The 20628-nt window shown below is 53.3% G+C and carries 12 protein-coding genes, 2 tRNA genes and 3 rRNA genes; 12 read left to right on the forward strand and 5 right to left on the reverse strand.

What is annotated here, in order from left to right; genetic code table 11:
* Positions 1 to 8: 8 nt before the first annotated feature.
* Entirely contained in the window at positions 9 to 1481 is a 1473-nt protein-coding gene (locus AC5S26_RS14425) for an O-antigen ligase family protein (RefSeq protein ID WP_494185609.1), read from the reverse strand.
* A gap of 274 nt (positions 1482 to 1755) precedes the next feature.
* Between AC5S26_RS14425 and AC5S26_RS14430 the strand changes: the two genes are divergently transcribed.
* The 3 genes from AC5S26_RS14430 to AC5S26_RS14440 are packed head-to-tail and all read left to right on the forward strand — an operon-like array spanning position 1756 to position 5221.
* Positions 1756 to 2706: a hypothetical protein gene (locus AC5S26_RS14430; RefSeq protein ID WP_494185610.1), complete on the forward strand. Its 951-nt coding sequence runs from the start codon at positions 1756 to 1758 to the stop codon at positions 2704 to 2706.
* 53 nt (positions 2707 to 2759) lie between these two features.
* Entirely contained in the window at positions 2760 to 4043 is a 1284-nt protein-coding gene (locus AC5S26_RS14435; protein ID WP_494185611.1) for a glycosyltransferase, read from the forward strand.
* Positions 4040 to 5221, forward strand: coding sequence for a glycosyltransferase (locus tag AC5S26_RS14440; protein WP_494185612.1), 1182 nt, complete (start codon positions 4040 to 4042; stop codon positions 5219 to 5221). The genes AC5S26_RS14435 and AC5S26_RS14440 overlap by 4 nt, the downstream gene beginning before the upstream one ends.
* Here the strand turns inward: AC5S26_RS14440 and AC5S26_RS14445 are convergent.
* The gene (locus AC5S26_RS14445) at positions 5215 to 6309 is read right to left on the reverse strand and encodes a sigma-54 interaction domain-containing protein (RefSeq protein ID WP_494185613.1); all 1095 of its coding nucleotides are present in this window, start codon (positions 6307 to 6309) and stop codon (positions 5215 to 5217) included. The genes AC5S26_RS14440 and AC5S26_RS14445 overlap by 7 nt on opposite strands.
* Before the next feature lie 538 nt (positions 6310 to 6847).
* Here AC5S26_RS14445 and AC5S26_RS14450 point away from each other — a divergent pair.
* Together AC5S26_RS14450 and AC5S26_RS14455 are read left to right on the forward strand one after the other, a co-directional pair.
* Entirely contained in the window at positions 6848 to 8251 is a 1404-nt protein-coding gene (locus tag AC5S26_RS14450) for a sigma 54-interacting transcriptional regulator (RefSeq protein WP_494186119.1), read from the forward strand.
* Positions 8252 to 8268: 17 nt separating this feature from the next.
* Complete coding sequence (locus tag AC5S26_RS14455) at positions 8269 to 8760, forward strand: DUF6982 domain-containing protein (protein WP_494185614.1); 492 nt, start codon at positions 8269 to 8271, stop codon at positions 8758 to 8760.
* A gap of 30 nt (positions 8761 to 8790) precedes the next feature.
* Here the strand turns inward: AC5S26_RS14455 and AC5S26_RS14460 are convergent, their stop codons facing one another.
* Positions 8791 to 9741, reverse strand: a complete 951-nt coding sequence (locus AC5S26_RS14460) for an SDR family oxidoreductase (RefSeq protein WP_494185615.1) — start codon at positions 9739 to 9741, stop codon at positions 8791 to 8793.
* Between the two features lie 198 nt (positions 9742 to 9939).
* Positions 9940 to 10869, reverse strand: a complete 930-nt coding sequence (locus tag AC5S26_RS14465; RefSeq protein ID WP_494185616.1) for a branched-chain amino acid transaminase — start codon at positions 10867 to 10869, stop codon at positions 9940 to 9942.
* Between the two features lie 106 nt (positions 10870 to 10975).
* Here AC5S26_RS14465 and AC5S26_RS14470 point away from each other — a divergent pair, with 106 nt between their 5' ends.
* The 7 genes from AC5S26_RS14470 to rrf all read left to right on the forward strand — a co-directional run bounded on the left by AC5S26_RS14470 (position 10976) and on the right by rrf (position 19619).
* On the forward strand, positions 10976 to 11662 hold the full coding sequence (locus AC5S26_RS14470; protein ID WP_494185617.1) for a MarC family protein: 687 nt from the start codon (positions 10976 to 10978) through the stop codon (positions 11660 to 11662).
* Positions 11663 to 11734: 72 nt separating this feature from the next.
* Positions 11735 to 13219: a M48 family metallopeptidase gene (locus tag AC5S26_RS14475; protein ID WP_494185618.1), complete on the forward strand. Its 1485-nt coding sequence runs from the start codon at positions 11735 to 11737 to the stop codon at positions 13217 to 13219.
* Between the two features lie 842 nt (positions 13220 to 14061).
* Positions 14062 to 15561: ribosomal RNA gene (locus AC5S26_RS14480) — 16S ribosomal RNA — on the forward strand.
* 290 nt (positions 15562 to 15851) lie between these two features.
* A tRNA-Ile gene (locus AC5S26_RS14485) sits at positions 15852 to 15928 on the forward strand.
* 35 nt (positions 15929 to 15963) lie between these two features.
* Positions 15964 to 16039: transfer RNA gene (locus tag AC5S26_RS14490), tRNA-Ala, on the forward strand.
* 359 nt (positions 16040 to 16398) lie between these two features.
* A 23S ribosomal RNA gene (locus AC5S26_RS14495) occupies positions 16399 to 19348 on the forward strand.
* A 154-nt stretch (positions 19349 to 19502) separates the two neighbouring features.
* Positions 19503 to 19619: ribosomal RNA gene (rrf, locus tag AC5S26_RS14500) — 5S ribosomal RNA — on the forward strand.
* The 16S, 23S and 5S rRNA genes sit together here with 2 tRNA genes alongside, the layout of an rRNA operon.
* 105 nt (positions 19620 to 19724) lie before the next feature.
* On the opposite strand, the gene AC5S26_RS14505 is transcribed toward rrf, so the two are convergent.
* Positions 19725 to 20423 (reverse strand): DUF899 family protein, encoded by a 699-nt coding sequence (locus tag AC5S26_RS14505; protein ID WP_494185619.1) that lies wholly within the window; start codon positions 20421 to 20423, stop codon positions 19725 to 19727.
* Positions 20424 to 20628 lie beyond the last annotated feature (205 nt).

Genomic DNA, 20628 nt, shown 5'->3' on the forward strand with positions numbered 1-20628 from the left:
CCTGAATCCTATTTCGGCATCAAGTGCTGGAGCCGCAGCATGATGTAGACCACAAAGATCAGTCCGACGGATCCGATTGCGGCATATTGAACTGCCTTGAATGCATTCATCCTTGGCGGTGCAATCTTGCTGACCAACGCCATGGAATAGATCACCTGAACCATCCCGCCATAGATGAAAAGGGTCATGACGTAGGCGCGCGATAGGAACCATCCTGCTACGAAATAGCCGACAATCGAGATCAGCATGAGTCGCGCGATGCGCTCGATCTCTTCCGGGGATGAGGGCTGCGGCTCATTCAGGTCAATGGCAAGATGTAGCGGCGTTTTTACTTCTGTCTCCGAAACAGAGGCCTCTTCAAGCAGGACAGGGGAGTTGATGTTCTTTGCAAACGAAGATCCAGTTGCCGACCTATCAAATCGCGCTAGGGGCCCCCGGGCCACATTCAATGCGCGATCATAAGAAAAGCTATCTTCTTCAAGAGGCTTAGGTTCCTTTGAAACAGAGCAAACCATGGCATCTCGGATGGTGGGAATAACGAACAGAACCCACCAAAAGAGGCCAAACATCCCGAGTTCAGCCGCACAGACGACCACGGTGTTGTGGGCGGTAATGAAGAAGTACTCGCCGAATCGCTGAAATCCCACTCCGAAGAGAGGATGCGCCTTGAGCAGGTCAATGCCTACCGCCCAGGCCTCCATGCGGCCTGCGCCAGCTTCTACTGAGACGTCGCGGCCCCCAGACCAGCCCACTACGCTGGTGACCGCGAAGAGGGCTCCGGCGATAATTGTTGCGGGGATGGTGCCTATCTTACGTCTTGCTCCGAACAGAACGATAGCGAGCAGAGCTATGATTCCGCCTCGGGAATGGGTCAAATACATCCCAAACACCAGCCACGCAACCGGTGCTAAAACGAACAGAATATTACGTGGAAGGCTTCCCTTCTTCCAGAAGAAGAACATGCATGGAATCAGACTGACCATCACTTGAGCAAAATCATTGGGATCATTGATGAACGCCATGCCCCGAAGCCGATAGAAAGTTCCTTCATCGTTGCCCTGGGGCATCAAATAAGGATTAAGGAAATCGCCCGCCCGCAAGGCCGAATATCCTCGGAAGATTGTGAATGCGCTCACAAAGAACAACGTCAGGACCAACAGTTGCAGGTGCTTCTTCGTCCTGAAGTTCACCACAACCAAGAAGAACGTAAAAGCATTCGGGATAAAGCCAAGCACGGCCGGCAGAATAGAACCAAGCCACCCCGTCAGTACCATCGAACAAAAGACTGCAATGCACATGCCGACCAACGCATAGCTCTGGGGCATAGTCAGTAGCTTTGATCGTTGAATTCCGGGCAGGGAAGCTACCAGCGCCAGGGCAGCTAGAATAATTTCGATATGGAATTCATAAATAGGACCCCACAAGGTCTCGGGACCGATATACGCCGTCAGAATGTACAGTAGCGTTAGAAAAAGTCCCATAAAATAGATACTGAAGTCCCAATGCAATATTAGTGCATCTCGAATTCCAAATGAGAGGGATAACTAGCATACCCCGAAGAACGGGCAATCGCACTCTCACCGTTCCTGTACGATTCACTCGGGCCGAATAGCCATGAAACTTCCACGACATGCTGAGTTATGGTTTCCAGGCTACCTCCGCGACCGTACGCGGCGTGTATTGGGCCGACCTGCAACCCGACGTTTATGGGTGGGAATCACCGACCATTATGAACCGTTGTGCCAAAAGGCGCCCATGGAAACGGCACTACGCCGTGTCGCTCGTTGGCAGGAGGCGTGGCCACGGATCGCCAGCGACGCCCCCCGTGATTCCACAGGCAAGATGCCTTGCTACAGCTTCTTCTATCCACAGGAAGAATACAGGTCCGAGTTACTTGATCCTTTGGCAGAGATGACGCAACAGGGAATTGGCGATGTTGAAGTTCACATCCATCATCATCGTGAAACCGCAGAAGGCTTTATAGGAAAAATCACTGATTTTTGCCGTAGATTAAGGAATGATCATGGTCTTCTACATGACCATCGGGGTCGCATGGTCTTTGGCTTTATCCACGGCAACTGGGCACTGGATAACTCTCGCCCAGACGGGCTTGACTGTGGGCTGACCGGTGAGATTGAGCTTCTACGCGACCTGGGTTGCTACGCCGACTTCACCATGCCATCGATCCCATCGCCAACACAGGGAAGAATCCTGAACCAGGTCTATTGGTGTACCGGAACGCCAGGCCGCCCGAAGGCGTTTGATCGCGGGATTGAAGCTTCTGTCGGGGGAGGATCCCAAGGCGATCTTTTGATGATCACTGGCCCCGCAGGGCTGCGATTCTCAGGGCGACTGATACCTCGAGTGGAAATGGGAGAGATCGCCCACAATGATCCGCCGACGAGGGAGCGCGTTCGTCGCTGGCTTGATTTAGCTGCACAGATTGGTGACGAAATGTTTCTTAAACTTCACACGCATGGGGCTCGTGAAGATAACGCAGATGCCTTATTGGGAACAGGTGCACATGCTGGAGGTTTGGAGCAGATGTTCCGTTGGCTCCATGAAGAGACTCAGAAGCGTAGCATTGAGCTCCGCTGGGCGAGCGCCTATGATATGTTCTGCGCGGTGGAAGCTCTCACCGGCCCTCTCTATCCAGGCTCGCATTCCGGCTCGGAGATGACCGGGATTCCTGCTGGGGCTCGCTAAACTTGAATCTACTCCTGATTACATTTTCTTTTCCGCCGGCCGGAGGCGTTGGTGTGTTGCGAGCCCTCTCGCTGGCGAAGTATTTGCCTGAGAACGGTGTTCGCGTCGATGTCCTGACTGCCCGCAACGCTCCTGCGGTGGGCAAAGACCTGACATTGCTTCAGCAGGTTCCAGAAGTCGTCAATGTACATCGCAGCTGGACCTTAGATCTCCCTTTCTGGCTCCGCAAGTCAGTGAAAAAAGTCATTACTGGAGGGAAGGGAAAGTCTTCTCTAGGAAACGATTCTCAAGCGGATACGAAGAGCAGGAATTCCTTGAAGCGCCTGATAGGCAATCTGCTTCTGCCTGACCCTCAACTCGGTTGGCTTCCTTTCGCTCTTCCGGCGGCAGTTCGCATTATCCGCGAGCGCTCGATCGATGCCGTATTGATTACGGTCCCTCCATATTCAAGTCTGAAAGTCGTCACACGTCTCAGGAAGCTTTTTCCGGCATTGCCGATTGTCGTGGATTTTCGTGACGAGTGGCTCACCACAACGCTGGATCTCGTCAGCTTTAACAACAACGACCGTGCTCGAATCGTTGCTGAGAGAACAGAGAGCGAAGCTGTTCGCAATGCAACGACGGTTGTTTTGGTAACGGAGGCGGCGCGCAGCGAGCTTCAATCCCGCTATCCTGATGTACCTCCGGAGAAGTTCCTCTGCATTGAGAATGGGTATGATGCTCCTCCACCCCAGGCTCAACCCCAGTCCAACCTTTCGCGGTCGCTCCAACGGCAGGTTGTCCTTACTTACATTGGTACAGTCTATGGATCCACCGCCCCCGGCAATTTTGTCGAGGCGGTTCGCAGCCTCCCTGAGGCAGTTCGATCTCGCTTACATATCCGCTTCATCGGCCACATAGAAGAGCCGGCATATCGGAAGCAACTGCTCTCACTGGGAGACACGATTGAGTTGAGAGGATTCATTCCACAGGCTGAGGCGCTCGCCGCTATCCAAGATTCCGATTATCTGCTGCTGATCACACACGACAAGATCAACGTGGCCGCAAAGTTCTATGACTATCTTGGCGGAGGCAAACCAATCCTTGGGGCGGTTCATCCTCAGGGCGATGTGCGACGTCTCCTTGAGGAGACTGGTGCCGGAAAGTGGGCCGATGTGAACGATCCCCATGCGATCCGGAAGATGCTGGAAGATGCGGTCGAGTTCACAGGGACTTTAAAGCCCGACTTCGACCGTATCGCGGCCTATCATCGCCGGCCACTTACAGCGCGCTACGCCGCCCTGCTGAAGGATCTTGTCAAAGGGGATCGTCGGACAAATGAGCGGTTCAATTCATGAGAGTTGCGGTCATTACACGATATTTCCCCACCTCACACGAGCCCTGGGCCGGCCACTCTGCGTATCAGACATTGCGCATTCTTGCGCAAAACTGCGATCTCAAGGTCTTCTATCCTGAATCGCAATATCCTCCTATGCTTACGCCGCAGAGTCGCGCTGGCCGCAAAATCAACTTTGACCACCGGGTAGCTGGGGTCGCAGTCGAGTACATCCCCTATTTTGCGCTTCCTGCGGTGTCACGTCCGTTGAACGGATTCTCTGCAGGCCGCAGCATTCTCTCCCGTATTCGGGCCTATCGCCCCGACATCATTCTGAACTACATCGTTTATCCCGATGGTGACGCTGCACTTCGAGTAGCTCGTGCCCTTCGGATTCCACTTGTTGTCACCGCGATTGGCTCGGACCTGAATGTCATTCCCGACCCGTTTTGCGGATGGCTTACTCGTCGCGTGCTTCGCGAAGCGGATTTCACGATCACTGTCAGCGGCGATCTTCTACGTACGGCACACAGACTAGGAGCACAGGCCGAGCGAAGCAGGGCCGTTCTGAATGGCTGCGACACCGGCGTCTTCTATCCTCGTGACCGAGTTCAGGCACGCGCTTCTGTCGATGTTCCTGACGATGCTGAAGCGGTGGTGTATGTCGGGAGACTCGATATGGCCAAAGGGCTAGGCGAACTGGTCTCGGCTCTTGCAGCCCTACGAACCCGGCGTCCCCGGCTGCACGCTTGGATCGTCGGAGATGGGCCAGCGCGTCAGGAACTCATTGACTTAATTGCTTCCAGTAACCTCTCCGGCCAGATAACGCTAGTTCCTTCCTGTCCCACCGACAAGGTTGCTACCTGGATGGCGGCGTCCGATCTGATCACCCTGCCGAGTTATCGGGAAGGCTGTCCCAATGTGATCATCGAGGCTCTCGCCTCTGGTCGGCCTGTTGTGGCGACGGAGGTTGGTGGAATTCCTGAGCTGATGGATCGGTCGAGCGGTTGTCTCGTTCCACCTAGGGACGCAGAAGCGCTTGCGCTGGCACTCGATGAGGTTCTATCGCGCACATGGGACGCCCAAGCGATGGCTGCCCACCACAGTCGGAGCTGGGAAGATGTCAGCGGGGAGGTAGCAGACATTCTGATGGATACACTCGAAGCTCAATTCACCCCAAATGACATGCTCAATCAATAGAGTCTTGTACGCGGCGTCGACAAAGGCTGAACTGGACCGATTGCGCTGCCGTTTCTCTTCGTGGTGGACGTCCGTAGAGGTCGCGGAGGAACCTCCGGCATCCCAGCTTCGCTGAGCTTATACAGCAAGGATCGATAGCTGATCTGCAGCCACTTCGCGGTTTTCTGCCGGTTCCAGCTGTTTGCCTGCAGAACCTTCAGAATGATCTGCCTCTCAAGATCGTGGGTAGCCTGGCGGGTAATGTCTTTCAAGGAGATCGGCTCACTGAGATCGATCTCGGCAGTGATCCCGCTTCGAGGCTGCTCCGGGATCAATTCCGCGACCAGAGCATCTTCACTGCCGATCAGAACATAGCTGCGAATCAGGTTTTCTAGTTGCCGGATATTTCCTGGCCAGTGATAGCTTTGCATGAGCCGTATCGCGCTCTTCGACAGTAGTTCCGGCGTATGACGGAATATCCGCGAATAATGCTCAATATAGTGGTCGATCAACACCGGGAGATCCGCAATCCGCTGACGCAGGGGGGGCAGGTTGATCGTTACGGCATTAATACGGAATAGGAAGTCGAGTCGAAACGTTCCATTTTCAACCTGAGTCCTTAGATCGCCATTCGCTGCCGAAACCAGCCGGGTAGCGATGGAGCGAGATTCATGTCCTCCAACGCGGACAAAGGTTCCATCCTGTAAGACCTGTAAAAGCTTTGACTGAACGTTGAGATCGAGGCTTCCTACCTCGTCTAGGAAGAGAGTTCCATTATGGGCTTGTTCCACCCGGCCCAACTTTGTACTCGCCGCACCGGTAAAGGCCCCTTTTTCATAGCCAAACAACTCCGTTTCAAGCAGGGAGTGAGGAATGGCCGGACAACTGACTTTTACCAGACTTCCCCGGGAGCGAAGGGAAAGGGAATGAAGCAACTGTACGCATATCTCTTTCCCAGTCCCGCTTTCCCCCTGGATCAATACCGGAACGTCGGTTTCGGCAACCCGTTCTATTTTATTGCGTACGGCTTGCATAGCCGCGGTTTTGCCGAAGAGGATATCCATCGGTGGCAGACTAAAGGAGGCAGCGGATTCGGCATTATGAATCAAGTCATTTTCCCGTCTTGTTGGGTAGTCGACGCAATGAGTGCAATACGTTTCACTCAGCACGTAGCGCGCCAACTTATCTAGACGAAGAAATTATGTGGATGGAAATCCGCTCAAAAAATCCTTCATGAAAGCAGATTTTTTGCAAATGAACATCGGCCCTGCATTTATAGGATGATTTGTAGGTAACCAAATCACTCTTTACTTTGGTAACTATGCTGTCGATAGTCCAATTTTTTCTTCAAATGTACCAAGTTCAAGATGATGTCCTATGATTTTTTCGGCAGAGTGGTAAACATTTTTCTCTTTTATCGGCAAAATTATTAACATTTTTGTGTCACACTTCGGCTAATCCGAACTAAAATTCGGCTAGTAGCTCGCCGGGAGTTCTCCCTACTTCACGGGTGGTATGGAGTTACAGTAAGAGGCTGGGAAACCGGGTACGATCTTTGTAAGGCCAGCCAGGCTCGCAAGATTCGGGCGCAAGAACTCGAATCGGCATCATAGGGGTATTGGTATGTCGGCTTCTCCGTCTTATAGTATGCCTGCTTTGAAGTCAGTCGCTAAGTCCCGTCCGCAGGTGCTCATCCTTGAGCCTGACCTAGCGGTGCTGGACTATCTTCGACTTACACTGGGGGACCGTTACGCATTGAGTCTCTTTTCAGAAGAGAAGTCTCTTCTGGATCGGCTGGAACAGAATGATGCCCCGGATATTCTCTTGCTCGCCCTGCATCCAGGCCGCGAACCTCTTCCGCTGCTGACCCACATTCGATCCGTCAGTCCTAATTTACCGGTGGTTGTACTGTCCTGTTCCGCTGAATTGCGTGATCTGGAAGTGGTAATCCGGCTTGGCGTTCGCGCCATCGTGATGAAGCCTTTTGTGGGAACCGACGTCGAAGAGACGATCGAGGAGCATCTTGCCTCCGCAAGTCGGAAGGTGTCCGCAGCTGATTCGCCGCGGGAAGTTCCTCTCAATGAGACTCATTCCTTTGTTCGTTCCAGCAAGCGTATGCGCGATCTGGAGTCGCAGGCATCGCTTGTCGCCAGGGCAGACATCCCGTTGTTGATCTTGGGAGAGAGCGGGACCGGTAAGGAAATTCTTGCCCTTTACACTCACAAGATGTCGGCGCGCAGCCAGAATACCTTCCTGAAGGTCAATTGTGCTGCTGTTCCCGCGGATCTACTGGAAAGTGAGCTCTTTGGCTACGAACAGGGAGCATTTACGGGCGCGGTAAAGACCAAGCCCGGCAAGTTTGAGATCTGTTCCGGAGGAACGATCTTTTTGGACGAGATCGGAGAGATGCCGGCTATCCTGCAGGCGAAACTTCTCCAAGTTCTTCAGGACGGAACCTTCTCACGGCTTGGAAGCCGTTCCCCGATGAGGGTAGATGTTCGTGTGATTGCCGCCACGAACATCAATATGAAAGAAGCTATGGCGAACAAGACCTTCCGCGAAGATCTTTACTATCGCCTCAACGGGTTCACCTTGAACATTCCTCCGCTTCGCGAGCGTCAGGAGGAAATTCCTGTTCTCGCCGAATATTTCATGCGCAAAGGATCGCGGCGTTATGACCGCGATCCGCTGCCTTTCTCCCAGAAACTAATGGACACCTTGTCGTCGCACAGCTGGCCTGGAAACCTGCGAGAGCTCGAAAATGTCGTCAATCGTTATCTGGTCCTTGGCGATGAACGCGCGATTCTCGAGGAACTGGCTCCGGCCACGGCTCAAACTTCAGGCGGAGTTTCAGCGGAATCAGCTAGTGGCGCTGGACTTAAAGCATTGGTAAAAAATCTTAAGGGTGGCGCCGAAGCAGCTGCGATTGCACAGGTGTTGGAGGGTACTGGATGGAACCGCAAGGCGGCGGCAAACGATCTGCAGATCAGCTACAAAGCTCTGCTCTACAAGATCAAACAGTACGATCTATCTCCACAAGATCGCGCGTAGCTGCCAAAATAGCCGCTATGGCGGCGGCTGCAGCCGAAGGTGTCCATCGAGTGGTAGTACGATTTGAGGATCGTACCATTCGAGGAACGGTGGAGATCAGCGAACTGGGCTCCATCGAGCAGTTGCTGCAGAATGATCCTCATTCTCCGCTCGATCGCATCAAGCTCACCTTAGTGGATACGGGCGAGATCGAAGAGATTCCGACGCGTGATGCGAAGGCAGTCTTCTTCGTCAAAACCTTTAGTGGTGACCTACGTCATAAAGCCCTCCATTTCCATGAAAACTCCCCAATCGTTCCAGGGCTGTGGGTAAGGATTTACTTTTATGACGGAGAGATGATCGAGGGGATCATCAGCAATACTCGGGATTTCGTCCTGGAAGACGGCTTTTTTCTCATACCCACTGATCCCAATGGAAACAATAGGCTGGCTTATGTGAATAAGAGCGGTCTGAAGGACTTTCACGTCCTGGGCATGCGAAATATGCCCAAAAATCTCCACAAGCTTTAGATCTCGTGGACGGCCTGTCGCCGCCGATCTTTAGACGGTTGCGACAGCTTCTTTAGCCCATGCGATCGTCTGTTCAAGACCATAAGGGAGATCGGCAAGGACTTTGTAGCCGAAAGCTGCTTGTGCCCCGGAGATATCAGCAAGCGAATGTTTGATGTCGCCTTCTCTCTCTGGGGCATGATTTATGCCTCCCCGGTAGCCGGTGATCCGCTTGATCTCTTCAAAAGCTTGAAGGAGCGTGGTGCGATCTCCCGTAGCGACATTGAAGATCTGGCCTGCAACCTTTTCTGCAGGAGCCTTTGCCGCCAGCAAATTCGCGCTTACGACGTTGTCGATATAGGTGAAGTCGCGGCTGGTGAGTCCGTCCCCATAGATAGTGGGAGTTTGTCCCGCAAGCATGAGAGAGATAAAGCGTGCCAAAACCCCGGAATACTGTGACGAGGGATCCTGTCGCGGACCGAAGATATTGAAATAGCGTAGAGAGACAGTCTCGAGACCAAAGACACGGTAGTAACTGGCAAGGTAGTGCTCTCCGGCTAGCTTCTGGACCGCGTAGGGCGAAAGAGGGGCGGGAAGCATCGCCTCTGTCTTCGGCAGTTCAGGAGAATCTCCGTAGGCTGCTGAAGATGCAGCATAGAGGACACGCTTAGCGCCCGCCTTTCGGGCCGCTTCGAGGACATAGAGAGTCCCTGTCAGGTTTGGGTCATTCGTCCCGATGGGATCGTCGACTGATTTGGGGACCGAAGGTATCGCGGCTTCATGGAAGATATAGTCCACATCCCTGCTGGCATGAGAAAGGGCTTCACGATCCAGAACGTTCGCTCTGCGGAAATCGATTTGTGACCGGATCTCTTCAATGTTGTCCATCGAGCCGGTTGAGAGATTATCGATTCCGCGTACTTGCGCGCCTTCTGCCAGAAGCGCTCGCGCGATACTTGATCCGATAAATCCGGCGATGCCGGTAATGAGAACGGTAGACATGGAGCCTCCATGAAGAACTCGGCTGTGGATATGCTTCTTTAATAAGACTATCGCAGCGGGCCCCGCCGTCGGCAGCGATAGCGTGCCTCGAAAGTGTCATTCTTTTGGATGCAAACTCGCGAAGATCAGCCATTCAAACTAAAAAGAAAACCGCGAAGCCCCGAGCTTCGCGTTTTTCTTTTTTAGATAGTGTCTTACCTAAACTCCCACAGGCTCCGCGACTTTCACATTGACGGGCGTGAGCCAGTTGTAACGGTCAGCCTTGAGACCATTGACGATACCGAAGAACTCTTCGTGAAGAGCTGAAGTAATCGGTCCCATGCTTCCATCTCCGATCATGATCCGGTCGACCGAGCGCAGATGCGTCACTTCGGCCGCGGTTCCGGTAAAGAAAGCTTCATCGGCAATATAAATCAGCTCTCGCGGAAGCGTCTGTTCGACCACTTCCATGCCAAGCTGCTTTGCCAGAGTGATAACCGAGTTGCGGGTGATGCCGCTGAGCACGGAGTTGGCCAAGGGGGTGGTGTAAATTACTCCATTGCGGACCAGGAAGAGATTCTCGCCTGAGCCCTCGGACAGATAGCCGTTCACGTCCAGCGCAATTCCCTCTGCGTAACCATTCACCTCAGCTTCCATCCGGATAAGCTGCGAGTTCATATAATTTGCGCCCGCCTTCGCGAGAGAGGGCATGGTGTTGGGAGCCAGGCGCGACCAGCTGGAGACGCAGACGTCTGCGCCCTCGTTACCGGGAACATACTTGCCCCACGGATAGTTGACGACGTAGACCTCAACTGGGGACTTGAGAGGATTGACACCGACCTCACCGTATCCGCGGAAGGCGATGGGGCGGATGTAGCAAGGAGCCACTCCATTCGCCTCAATCACATCAATGACTGCAGCCGAGAGCTGCTCGACGGTGTAGGGCAGCGGCATGCGATAGATCTTGGCCGAGTCGATCAGCCGCTGCATATGCTCCTGCAAGCGGAATACGCCGGGGGCGTAACAACGGATTCCCTCGAAGACAGAGGAGCCATAGTGGACGACGTGGCTCATAACGTGGATCTGGGCCTTGTCCCAGGGAATGAGTTGCCCGTTGTGCCAGATGTTTGCAGTGGGTTGTATAGGCATGTACGTTCCTCGCGTAGAGCTTCCATTATAGCCATTCCGAGCGGCCGCTGGGCCAGATCGTGCCTGCCTCGAGCAGGTCAGTGAATCGGACGTGGGAAAATAGATTGTGTTCTACGAGCCCCACTCGTCGGTGAGTCTCTACGGCCTGCAGCACTCGGTCTACGTCCGATTCTCGGTCCTGGCGCTCAGTTCGATCTTCTTTCTGGTCGATCCCTTCGCCGCTCTGCCGACATTTCTGGCGGTAACGGCTGGTGCTGACAATGCACGGCGGCGCCGAATGGCGCGAAAGGCTTCGTTGACGGCGCTGATCTTTCTGAGCGCCTTTGCAGTTGGCGGGCAATACATCTTCAAGATGTTCGGGATCACGCTGCCGGCATTTGAGATCGCCGGCGGTGTCATTCTCCTCTTGATCGGCCTCGACATGCTTGAAGCAAAACGTTCGCCGACCCAGGAGGCGAGCGGAGATGCTGAGGCTGCGGCCACCAAGGAAGATGCAGGCATCGTTCCGCTCGGAATTCCTATGCTCGCCGGTCCTGGCGCGATCGCCAGCGTGATGGTCCTCGTGGGACAGGCGCAAAACCACTGGCAGATGGTCGCAATTCTTGGCTCGATCTTCATTACCGCGATGATTTGCTATTTGGTTCTCGGCAACTCCGACAAAGTAGCTCGGGCTCTGGGGGATACGGGAATTCGGATTCTAGTTCGTATCATGGGCTTGCTCCTTGTCGCCCTGGCGGTGCAGTATTTCGTAAATGGAATGGCTGATCTTGGAGTGATTGCGAAGCCTTCATAAAAGCATTGCTCCCTCGACCAACGTTTATGCAATTTGTAGCCTTGCAGTGATGAATACGAGAAGGAGTGGATCATGTTTCGATCGGGAAGCCCGGCGAGGATGATTTTGACGGTTGCCCTGGTCCTGGGTGGTGCAACACAGGCCGCGTGGGCACGTTTTCAGGTTCCTCCACCTTGCAAAAATGCCTTCAGTGTTCAGCAGGAGCAGACCGAAGGCGCAAAGGTTGCGGCCGAGATTTTCAAGCAGATGCCTGTTCTCCCAGATAGCTCTCCGCTTTCCCAGTATGTGCGACAGTTGGGTGCCAAACTGGTCGCCGTTACCCCTGGATATCGCTGGCCATTCAACTTTCATGTTGTCGCCAGTGACGAAATCAATGCCTTCGCCCTTCCGGGTGGTGCAATGTTTGTGAATGTCGGCGCCATTCGCGCCGCGGAAACCGAGTCCCAGTTGGCTGGCGTGATGGCGCACGAACTCTCACACGTTGTGATGCGGCACTCAACCTGCAATATGACCAAACAGCAGTCGGTGGGAACCTGGGCGGCCCTGGGCCAGCTTGGGGCCGCCATCGCACTCGGAAACGGCGCGTTGGGTTCCTTAGCCACTCAGGGAATCGGAATGGCAACTGGGCTGGGCTTCTTGCGCATGTCTCGTGATTACGAGAAGCAGGCCGATCTTCTAGGGGCAGGCATCCTCTACGACGCCGGTTTCGATCCCCGTGGTCTTCCCCAGTTTTTCGAGACGATCCAGGCAAAGTACGGCGAGGGGGGAGCGCAAATCTTCAGTGATCATCCCAACCCCGGAAATCGCATGCAATACGTCGGTGCTGAGATCGCGACCCTGCCGAAAAAAGCAAATCCGACCGTGACTTCAACAGCATTTACCAATGCCCGCGCCCTGGCAACCAAAGAAAAAACCTATACCGCCAAGGAGGTGCAGGCCGGAGCGTGGAGGCAAAGTGGCAAGTACGCCTTAGTGCCGGGAGGACCCGCACAGGTAATTCCTGCACAGGCCGACAGCAACGCTCAAGGTGGAGGAGGAACTGCGCGCCTGGACAAGACAGCGCTGGGGCTCAACGACCGCATGATCTTCTATAACGGCAAGAACTTCTCCATCAGCTATCCGCAGAGCTGGCAAAAAGGGGAAGGGAAGAATGGCAGCGTTGCCTTGGTTCCCGTCAATGGTGCTGCGCAAGCGGGAATTGCTTACGGGGCGATCGTCGAGGGTGCGCGGTTTCAGAGCGCAGTGACCAACGCGAGTGACTTGGAGCGGGCAACCTCCGCAATCGCAAGCCAGATGAGTCAGCAAAATGAAGGAATGGCGCAGGTCGGCGACATCTCTTCTACGACCATCAATGGCCAGCCGGCGAACCTGGTGGAACTCAAAGGACGATCTCCACTGACAAGCGGCGGCGCTCCCCTCCAGGAGAGAGATCTGCTGGTGACTGTGGCCCGTCCGGATGGCGCGGTCAATTACATGGTTTTTGTCGCGCCAGAGCCAGATTATCCAGCGTTGAAACCGCTCTTCAACTCGATGGCTCAAAGCTTTCGAGCCCGTTGAGGCCCTTTTCGCGCGCTGGAAGGGATCGGTCAAGAATGTTTGGCCGATAAAAATGCCGCGTCATTGCTGGCCTAATTCGACTTTTCTACAGAAACGGCAAGTTATTCACAGCCTATGGAGTTGCATGTTTGCATGGTCGTTGATACTCTCAGGAAGTCGCAGTGAGCGGTTGAGCTTGCAAAGATAAGGCAAGCACGATACTCTCAGTGTGGAAGTAAGAAAATGAGCTTCGCACCTGGACGCCAAAGCAATAAAGGGCCGGTAAGGGAAGATGAAGCGCAGTCCAAGCGTTTGACGCGGCATTGAGCCACTGGCCAGCCAAATCCAAACCCAAGTCACTGCAGGCTAAATTTGATAGAAGCTTAGGCTTCGCGGCACATTTTGCGCCGTAGAGATGTTTTGAAATTTTGCGTACGCGAACGATCGGTCAGCGGGCTGATTCTATTTATGAGAAAAACTTCTCAAAAATAAATCAAAAAGTTGTTGACAAGGGATGAAGAAACAGATAATCTCAGAAAGTTCGCTAAAACGTCGAACACTACTGAGTAGTAAGCGCGGCCGGCAGCAAGGCAAGCCTAAAGTAGTGAAAACAAAGACGAAACAAGCGCAAACAAGTTCGAGGACACGACCCAAGGCTTATAGCCGGGAAGTTCCTTGATCCAAAGCTGCCCGCCTAGTGTGGATGCAGTTCGGATCTTTGACAACATAGTTGAACGTGCCAGTCGTGAGAATGATAACGGAATTTGGTTTAGTCAATCTCACTAGTTATATCCTTCGCTCCTTTCGAGCGAGCGAAGGCGTCTGACTCCCGGACCTCCGTCCTGGGAGCGGACACACCAAGATTAAACGAGAGTTTGATCCTGGCTCAGAATCAACGCTGGCGGCGTGCCTAACACATGCAAGTCGCACGAGAAAGTGGAGCAATCCATGAGTACAGTGGCGCACGGGTGAGTAACACGTGACTTATCTACCTCCGAGTGGGGAATAACCTAGAGAAATCTGGGCTAATACCGCATAACACTTACGAGTCAAAGCAGCAATGCGCTTGGAGAGGAGGTCGCGGCAGATTAGTTAGTTGGCGGGGTAATGGCCCACCAAGACGATGATCTGTATCCGGCCTGAGAGGGCGCACGGACACACTGGAACTGAAACACGGTCCAGACTCCTACGGGAGGCAGCAGTGGGGAATTTTGCGCAATGGGGGAAACCCTGACGCAGCAACGCCGCGTGGAGGATGAAATCCCTTGGGATGTAAACTCCTTTCGATTGGGAAGATTATGACGGTACCAATAGAAGAAGCCCCGGCTAACTTCGTGCCAGCAGCCGCGGTAATACGAGGGGGGCAAGCGTTGTTCGGAATTATTGGGCGTAAAGGGCGCGTAGGCGGTTTGACAAGTCTGATGTGAAATCTCTGGGCTCAACCCAGAGTCTGCATTAGAAACTGTCGGGCTTGAGTATGGGAGAGGTGAGTGGAATTTCCGGTGTAGCGGTGAAATGCGTAGATATCGGAAGGAACACCTGTGGCGAAAGCGGCTCACTGGACCATAACTGACGCTGAGGCGCGAAAGCTAGGGGAGCAAACAGGATTAGATACCCTGGTAGTCCTAGCCCTAAACGATGATTGCTTGATGTGACAGGTACCCAATCCTGTCGTGTCGAAGCTAACGCGATAAGCAATCCGCCTGGGGAGTACGGTCGCAAGGCTGAAACTCAAAGGAATTGACGGGGGCCCGCACAAGCGGTGGAGCATGTGGTTTAATTCGACGCAACGCGAAGAACCTTACCTGGGCTCGAAATGTAGTGGAATCCGGCAGAAACGTCGGCGTCTAGCAATAGACCGCTATATAGGTGCTGCATGGCTGTCGTCAGCTCGTGTCGTGAGATGTTGGGTTAAGTCCCGCAACGAGCGCAACCCTTATCTTCAGTTGCTACCATTTAGTTGAGCACTCTGACGAAACCGCCTCGGATAACGGGGAGGAAGGTGGGGATGACGTCAAGTCCTCATGGCCTTTATGTCCAGGGCTACACACGTGCTACAATGGCCGGTACAAACCGCTGCAAACCCGCGAGGGGGAGCTAATCGGAAAAAGCCGGCCTCAGTTCGGATTGGAGTCTGCAACTCGACTCCATGAAGCTGGAATCGCTAGTAATCGCAGATCAGCATGCTGCGGTGAATACGTTCCCGGGCCTTGTACACACCGCCCGTCACATCACGAAAGTGGGTTGCACTAGAAGTCGGTGCGCTAACCGCAAGGAAGCAGCCGCCCAAGGTGTAATTCATGATTGGGGTGAAGTCGTAACAAGGTAGCCGTAGGAGAACCTGCGGCTGGATCACCTCCTTTCTAAAGAGAAAACGTCATGGCACTCATATGTGTCCTGCAAATGCAGGCAGCCTGACCGCTGAACATATGAGGGGTTCCATGCACCATCTCCATCTATCAAGCCTGATGGGGATGAGCCTGAACTAAGCCTCTCTTTGTCGATATCAATCAACACCGATGGTCAGGACCGGCGTAGCCGATCCGCACGTTCAACTGTGTCCTCGAAACCTTTTCGAGAAATCCAGCTAGTAGCTCCTAGCCGTTAGCTCTTAGCTAAAGACTAGGAGCTAAAAGCTAAAAGCCGCTGTTTCGGGCCTGTAGCTCAGTTGGTTAGAGCGCACCCCTGATAAGGGTGAGGTCGGTAGTTCGAATCTACCCAGGCCCACCACCTTTCATCGGATCTACTGGTATATTTGTAGTGATGGGGCTGTAGCTCAGTTGGGAGAGCGCCTGCTTTGCAAGCAGGATGTCATCGGTTCGATCCCGGTCAGCTCCACCATCCTCTCGAATAAGGAAAGCGAAGTCTGCTTGAGGTTGAGGTTCTGCGCAAGCGGGACTTGAACCTTGAGCAGGAATGCTCGAGCCGCCTCAGGGCGCGACAGCGACAGTAAGTCGCTCAACGATTTTTGACAACTGAATAGATTGGGTAAATATAACTACAAGGCTGAGCAGCATGTCTTCGGGTAGTTTCCGGAGAAAGCTGTCAATCAGTGTTGAGTGTCTTTAGAATATTCGTATCGGCAATCAGATCCCAGCAAGTTGAGGTGATGATTGTAGCGATACAGGCGAAAAATGGACAATATAGATTGCTTGTAAATGGTAGAGGTAATCACTCTGCTGCGTGCGAGTAAATTCTATGGTCAAGCTACTAAGGGCGCACGGTGGATGCCTTGGCAGAAACAGGCGATGAAGGACGTGGCAAGCTGCGATAAGCTTCGGGAAGCCGCACACAGGCGTTGATCCGGAGATTTCCGAATGGGGAAACCCACCCAGGTAAAACCTGGGTATATCCAACTGAATTCATAGGTTGGAATAAGCGAACGGAGGGAAGTGAACCATCTCAGTACCTCCAGGAGGAGAAAGAAACCTCGATTCCGAAAGTAGTGGCGAGCGAAATCGGAACAGCCCAAACCCGTTGCATTAAGGTGCGTCGGGGGTTGTAGGGCCTGCAACAGTAGAGTTACCAATCTGGTCGATAGTCGAAGCTTCTGGAAAGGAGCTCCATAGAGGGTGACAGACCCGTAGACGAAATTGATCCAGACTCGAAGCAGGTACCTGAGTAAGGCGGGGCACGAGAAACCCTGCTTGAATCCACGGGGACCATCCCGTAAGGCTAAATACTCGTTTCTGACCGATAGTGAACCAGTACCGTGAGGGAAAGGCGAAAAGCACCCCTTTGAGGGGAGTGAAAAGTACCTGAAACCGTGTGCCTACAAGCAGTGGGAGGACTATGCCCGTAAGGGAATGTCTGACCGCGTGCCTATTGCATAATGAGCCGGCTAGTTATTCTTGTCAGCAAGGTTAAGCGTGAGCGAGCCGCAGCGAAAGCGAGTCTGAATAGGGCGATAAGTTGGCAGGAATAGACGCGAAGCGGGATGATCTACCCTTGGCCAGGTTGAAGGTGGGGTAACACCTACTGGAGGACCGAACCGGTGTTTGTTGAAAAAAGCTCGGATGAGCTGAGGGTAGGGGTGAAAGGCTAATCAAATTCCGTGATAGCTCGTTCTCTCCGAAATAGCTTTAGGGCTAGCCTCGGGTGATTTGGATTGGTGGTAGAGACATGATTGGACTAGGGGGCTTTCCGGCTTACTGAATCCAGCCAAACTTCGAATGCCAATTACAACCAGCCCGGGAGTCAGACTGTGGGGGCTAAGCTTCACAGTCGAGAGGAAAACAGTCCAGACCGCCTGCTAAGGTCCCCAAATTATAGTTAAGTGGGAAAGGAAGTCGGAACGCTCAGACAGCCAGGAGGTTGGCTTAGAAGCAGCCATCCTTTAAAGAAAGCGTAATAGCTCACTGGTCAAGCGGTCCGGTGCCGACAATACAACGGGGCTAAAACTATATACCGAAGCAGCGGATGCACACTTTGAGTGTGCGTGGTAGGAGAGCATTCTCACAGCGATGAAGTCAGACTGAGAAGACTGATGGAGCGTTGAGAAGAGACCCTGCCGGCATAAGTAGCGATAAGGAAGGTGAGAACCCTTCCCGCCGAAAGTCTAAGGTTTCCTGAGGAAGGTTAATCCGCTCAGGGTTAGGCGGTCCCTAAGCCGAGGTCGAAAGGCGTAGGCGATGGACATCCGGTTAATATTCCGGACCTCCCAGTTTTTCGTTATCACGATGGGGTGACGCAGAAGGATAAGCAGGACCTCCTATGGCTATGGGGTTCGATGCGCGTAAGCTGGTTTTCCTAGGCAAATCCGGGAAGACTTAACAGTGAGGCGCAAAGCAGTAAGCCGAATGGCTGAAAGCTGCTGATTTCATGCTGCCAAGAAAAACCTCTAAGGAGAGAGATTGGGAACCGTACCACAAACCGACACAGGTAGACGAGGAGAATATCCAAAGGCGCTCGAGTGAAAGCTTGTTAAGGAACTCGGCAAATTAGACCCGTAACTTCGGGAGAAGGGTCGCCATCGAGGTTCATAGCCTCTGATGGCCGCAGCGAAATGCGAACGGCGACTGTTTAACAAAAACACAGGTCTCTGCAAAGTCTAAAACGACGTATAGGGGCTGACTCCTGCCCGGTGCCGGAAGGTTAAAGGGAGAGGTTAGGGCGCAAGCTCGAAGCTTTGAACTGAAGCCCCGGTGAACGGCGGCCGTAACTATAACGGTCCTAAGGTAGCGAAATTCCTTGTCGGGTAAGTTCCGACCTGCACGAATGGAGTAACGATCGTTCGACTGTCTTAACGAGTTGCTCGGCGAACTTGTAGTACCGGTGAAGATGCCGGTTACCCGCAGCTAGACGAAAAGACCCCGTGCACCTTTACTATACTTTTACAGTGGTTTACGGCAATTGCTGCGCAGGATAGGTGGGAGGCTTTGATATCGGACTTTTGGGTTCGGTGGAGCCAACGGTGAGATACCACCCTGCGATTGTTGTGATCCTAACCTCCTCCCGTGATCCGGGAGAGGGACATTGTAAGACGGGTAGTTTGACTGGGGCGGTCGCCTCCTAAATTGTAACGGAGGCGCGCGAAGCTACACTCAGGTCGTTTGGAAATCGACCGTCGAGTGCAAAGGCATAAGTGTGGTTAACTGCGAGACCTACAAGTCGAGCAGATGCGAAAGCAGGCCTTAGTGATCCGGTGGTTCTGTATGGAAGGGCCATCGCTCAACGGATAAAAGGTACGCCGGGGATAACAGGCTGATCATTGCCAAGAGTTCATATCGACGCAATGGTTTGGCACCTCGATGTCGGCTCATCACATCCTGGAGCTGTAGAAGGTTCCAAGGGTTCGGCTGTTCGCCGATTAAAGTGGTACGTGAGCTGGGTTCAGAACGTCGCGAGACAGTTCGGTCTCTATCTGCTGTGGGCGTAGGAGATTTGAAGAGGGCTGTCCTTAGTACGAGAGGACCGGGATGGACGAACCTCTTGTGTTCCAGTTGTCTTGCCAAAGGCACGGCTGGGTAGCGAAGTTCGGTTGTGATAACCGCTGAATGCATATAAGCGGGAAGCACGCTCTAAGATGAGATCTCCCAACCCGTAAGGGAAATGAAGGGCCCAGGAAGACCACCTGGTTGATAGGCTGGAGGTTGAAGCGCAGTAATGCGTGTAGCTTACCAGTACTAATCGCCCGTTCGGCTTGTCCATAGAATTTACTCTGCGCAGTGAAAGCATTGTCCGCTGTTTTGGAGTCATTCAACACAAGCTTTGTAGTTATACGAGATATAACGAATACGTTTTGGTAAATGTCTGCTCAATCTATTCAGTTGTGGAAGATCGCGTGAGCGAAATTCTCAAGTTTGCCGGTGAGTTTACCGCGAGGGTCACACCCGTTCCCATCCCGAACACGGAAGTTAAGCCTCGTTGGGCCGATGGTACTGCACGCGTAAGTGTGTGGGAGATTAGGTGATCGCCGGCATAATTTTGAAAAGCCCCATCCTTGGATGGGGCTTTTCTGCTTTTAACTTCCTGAAAAATACTTCGACTCTAGAAGCAAACCACGCCTTGTCCCTTTACCTTGCTATCAGTATTCGAGCTTTGGATACCAGTCTCCACCTCTACCTTCGGAGGTTAAGTCGAGAATCGTCCAGAGTGGATCAAGGTCCGGAGCTCCGCGTGGGTCTTGGTTCGGGTCCGCCATCTCGCTGCTCATCTCTCCCGCCCAGAAATGATGAATGACGCCATTGTGGCGGGTAAAGATGTTGAGCGCCGGGACGTCGCCATCCTCGGAACTTACATAGCTGCGCGTGTAGTCACCTTTACCATCCGAATATACCTGCAGATTTTTCCAGCCGCGATCTTTCTTGAAATCAAGAAGCCGCTGGATGGGTGACCGTGCAGTAACGGCGATGGCGACGCGCTCACGCAAGTTCCTTGCGGTCCCTTCCCAGGAAGTAAGCATTGCAGTACACATGGGACATACGTGCTTGCGCTGTGGGCCAAACATCATGCTATAGAGAACGAGAGTTTGCTTTCCCCCGAAAAGATCGGAGATGCCAACCGCGCCTTTTTCTCCTTCGAAGGTGTAATTTTCGGGAATTTCTCCGCCCAGTGGAAGGGTCCGCCGCTGAGCGGCAACCTGCTCGATGTGGCGGCGGAGCTCAATCTCTTCTGCAAGCAGGGCGTTCCGTGCTTGACGATATTCACTGCTTTCATTGGGGAAGCTCGATCTGTTTTTGGCTGCCAGTTCTGCAGCTGGAGTGAGAGTGGTCTCTACTGTCATTCCGTTCTCCTCATGGCGAAGGTTTAGACCGCTGCCGTGCTCAAGGTAAGATTCCCGCGGCTTTGGATACTTTGTCTGATTGAAGCAAATGTCTCGATGCTCTTTTAAATTAGTCCCGGGAAAGAGGGAGGGCAACTAATTGAAAAAATATTAGGTTCCGCTTTGTGGTACGCATAAGAAGAAAGAACCCGCGTCAAAATGCCTT

This window comes from Edaphobacter sp. FHG110511_03 (assembly GCF_059115365.1).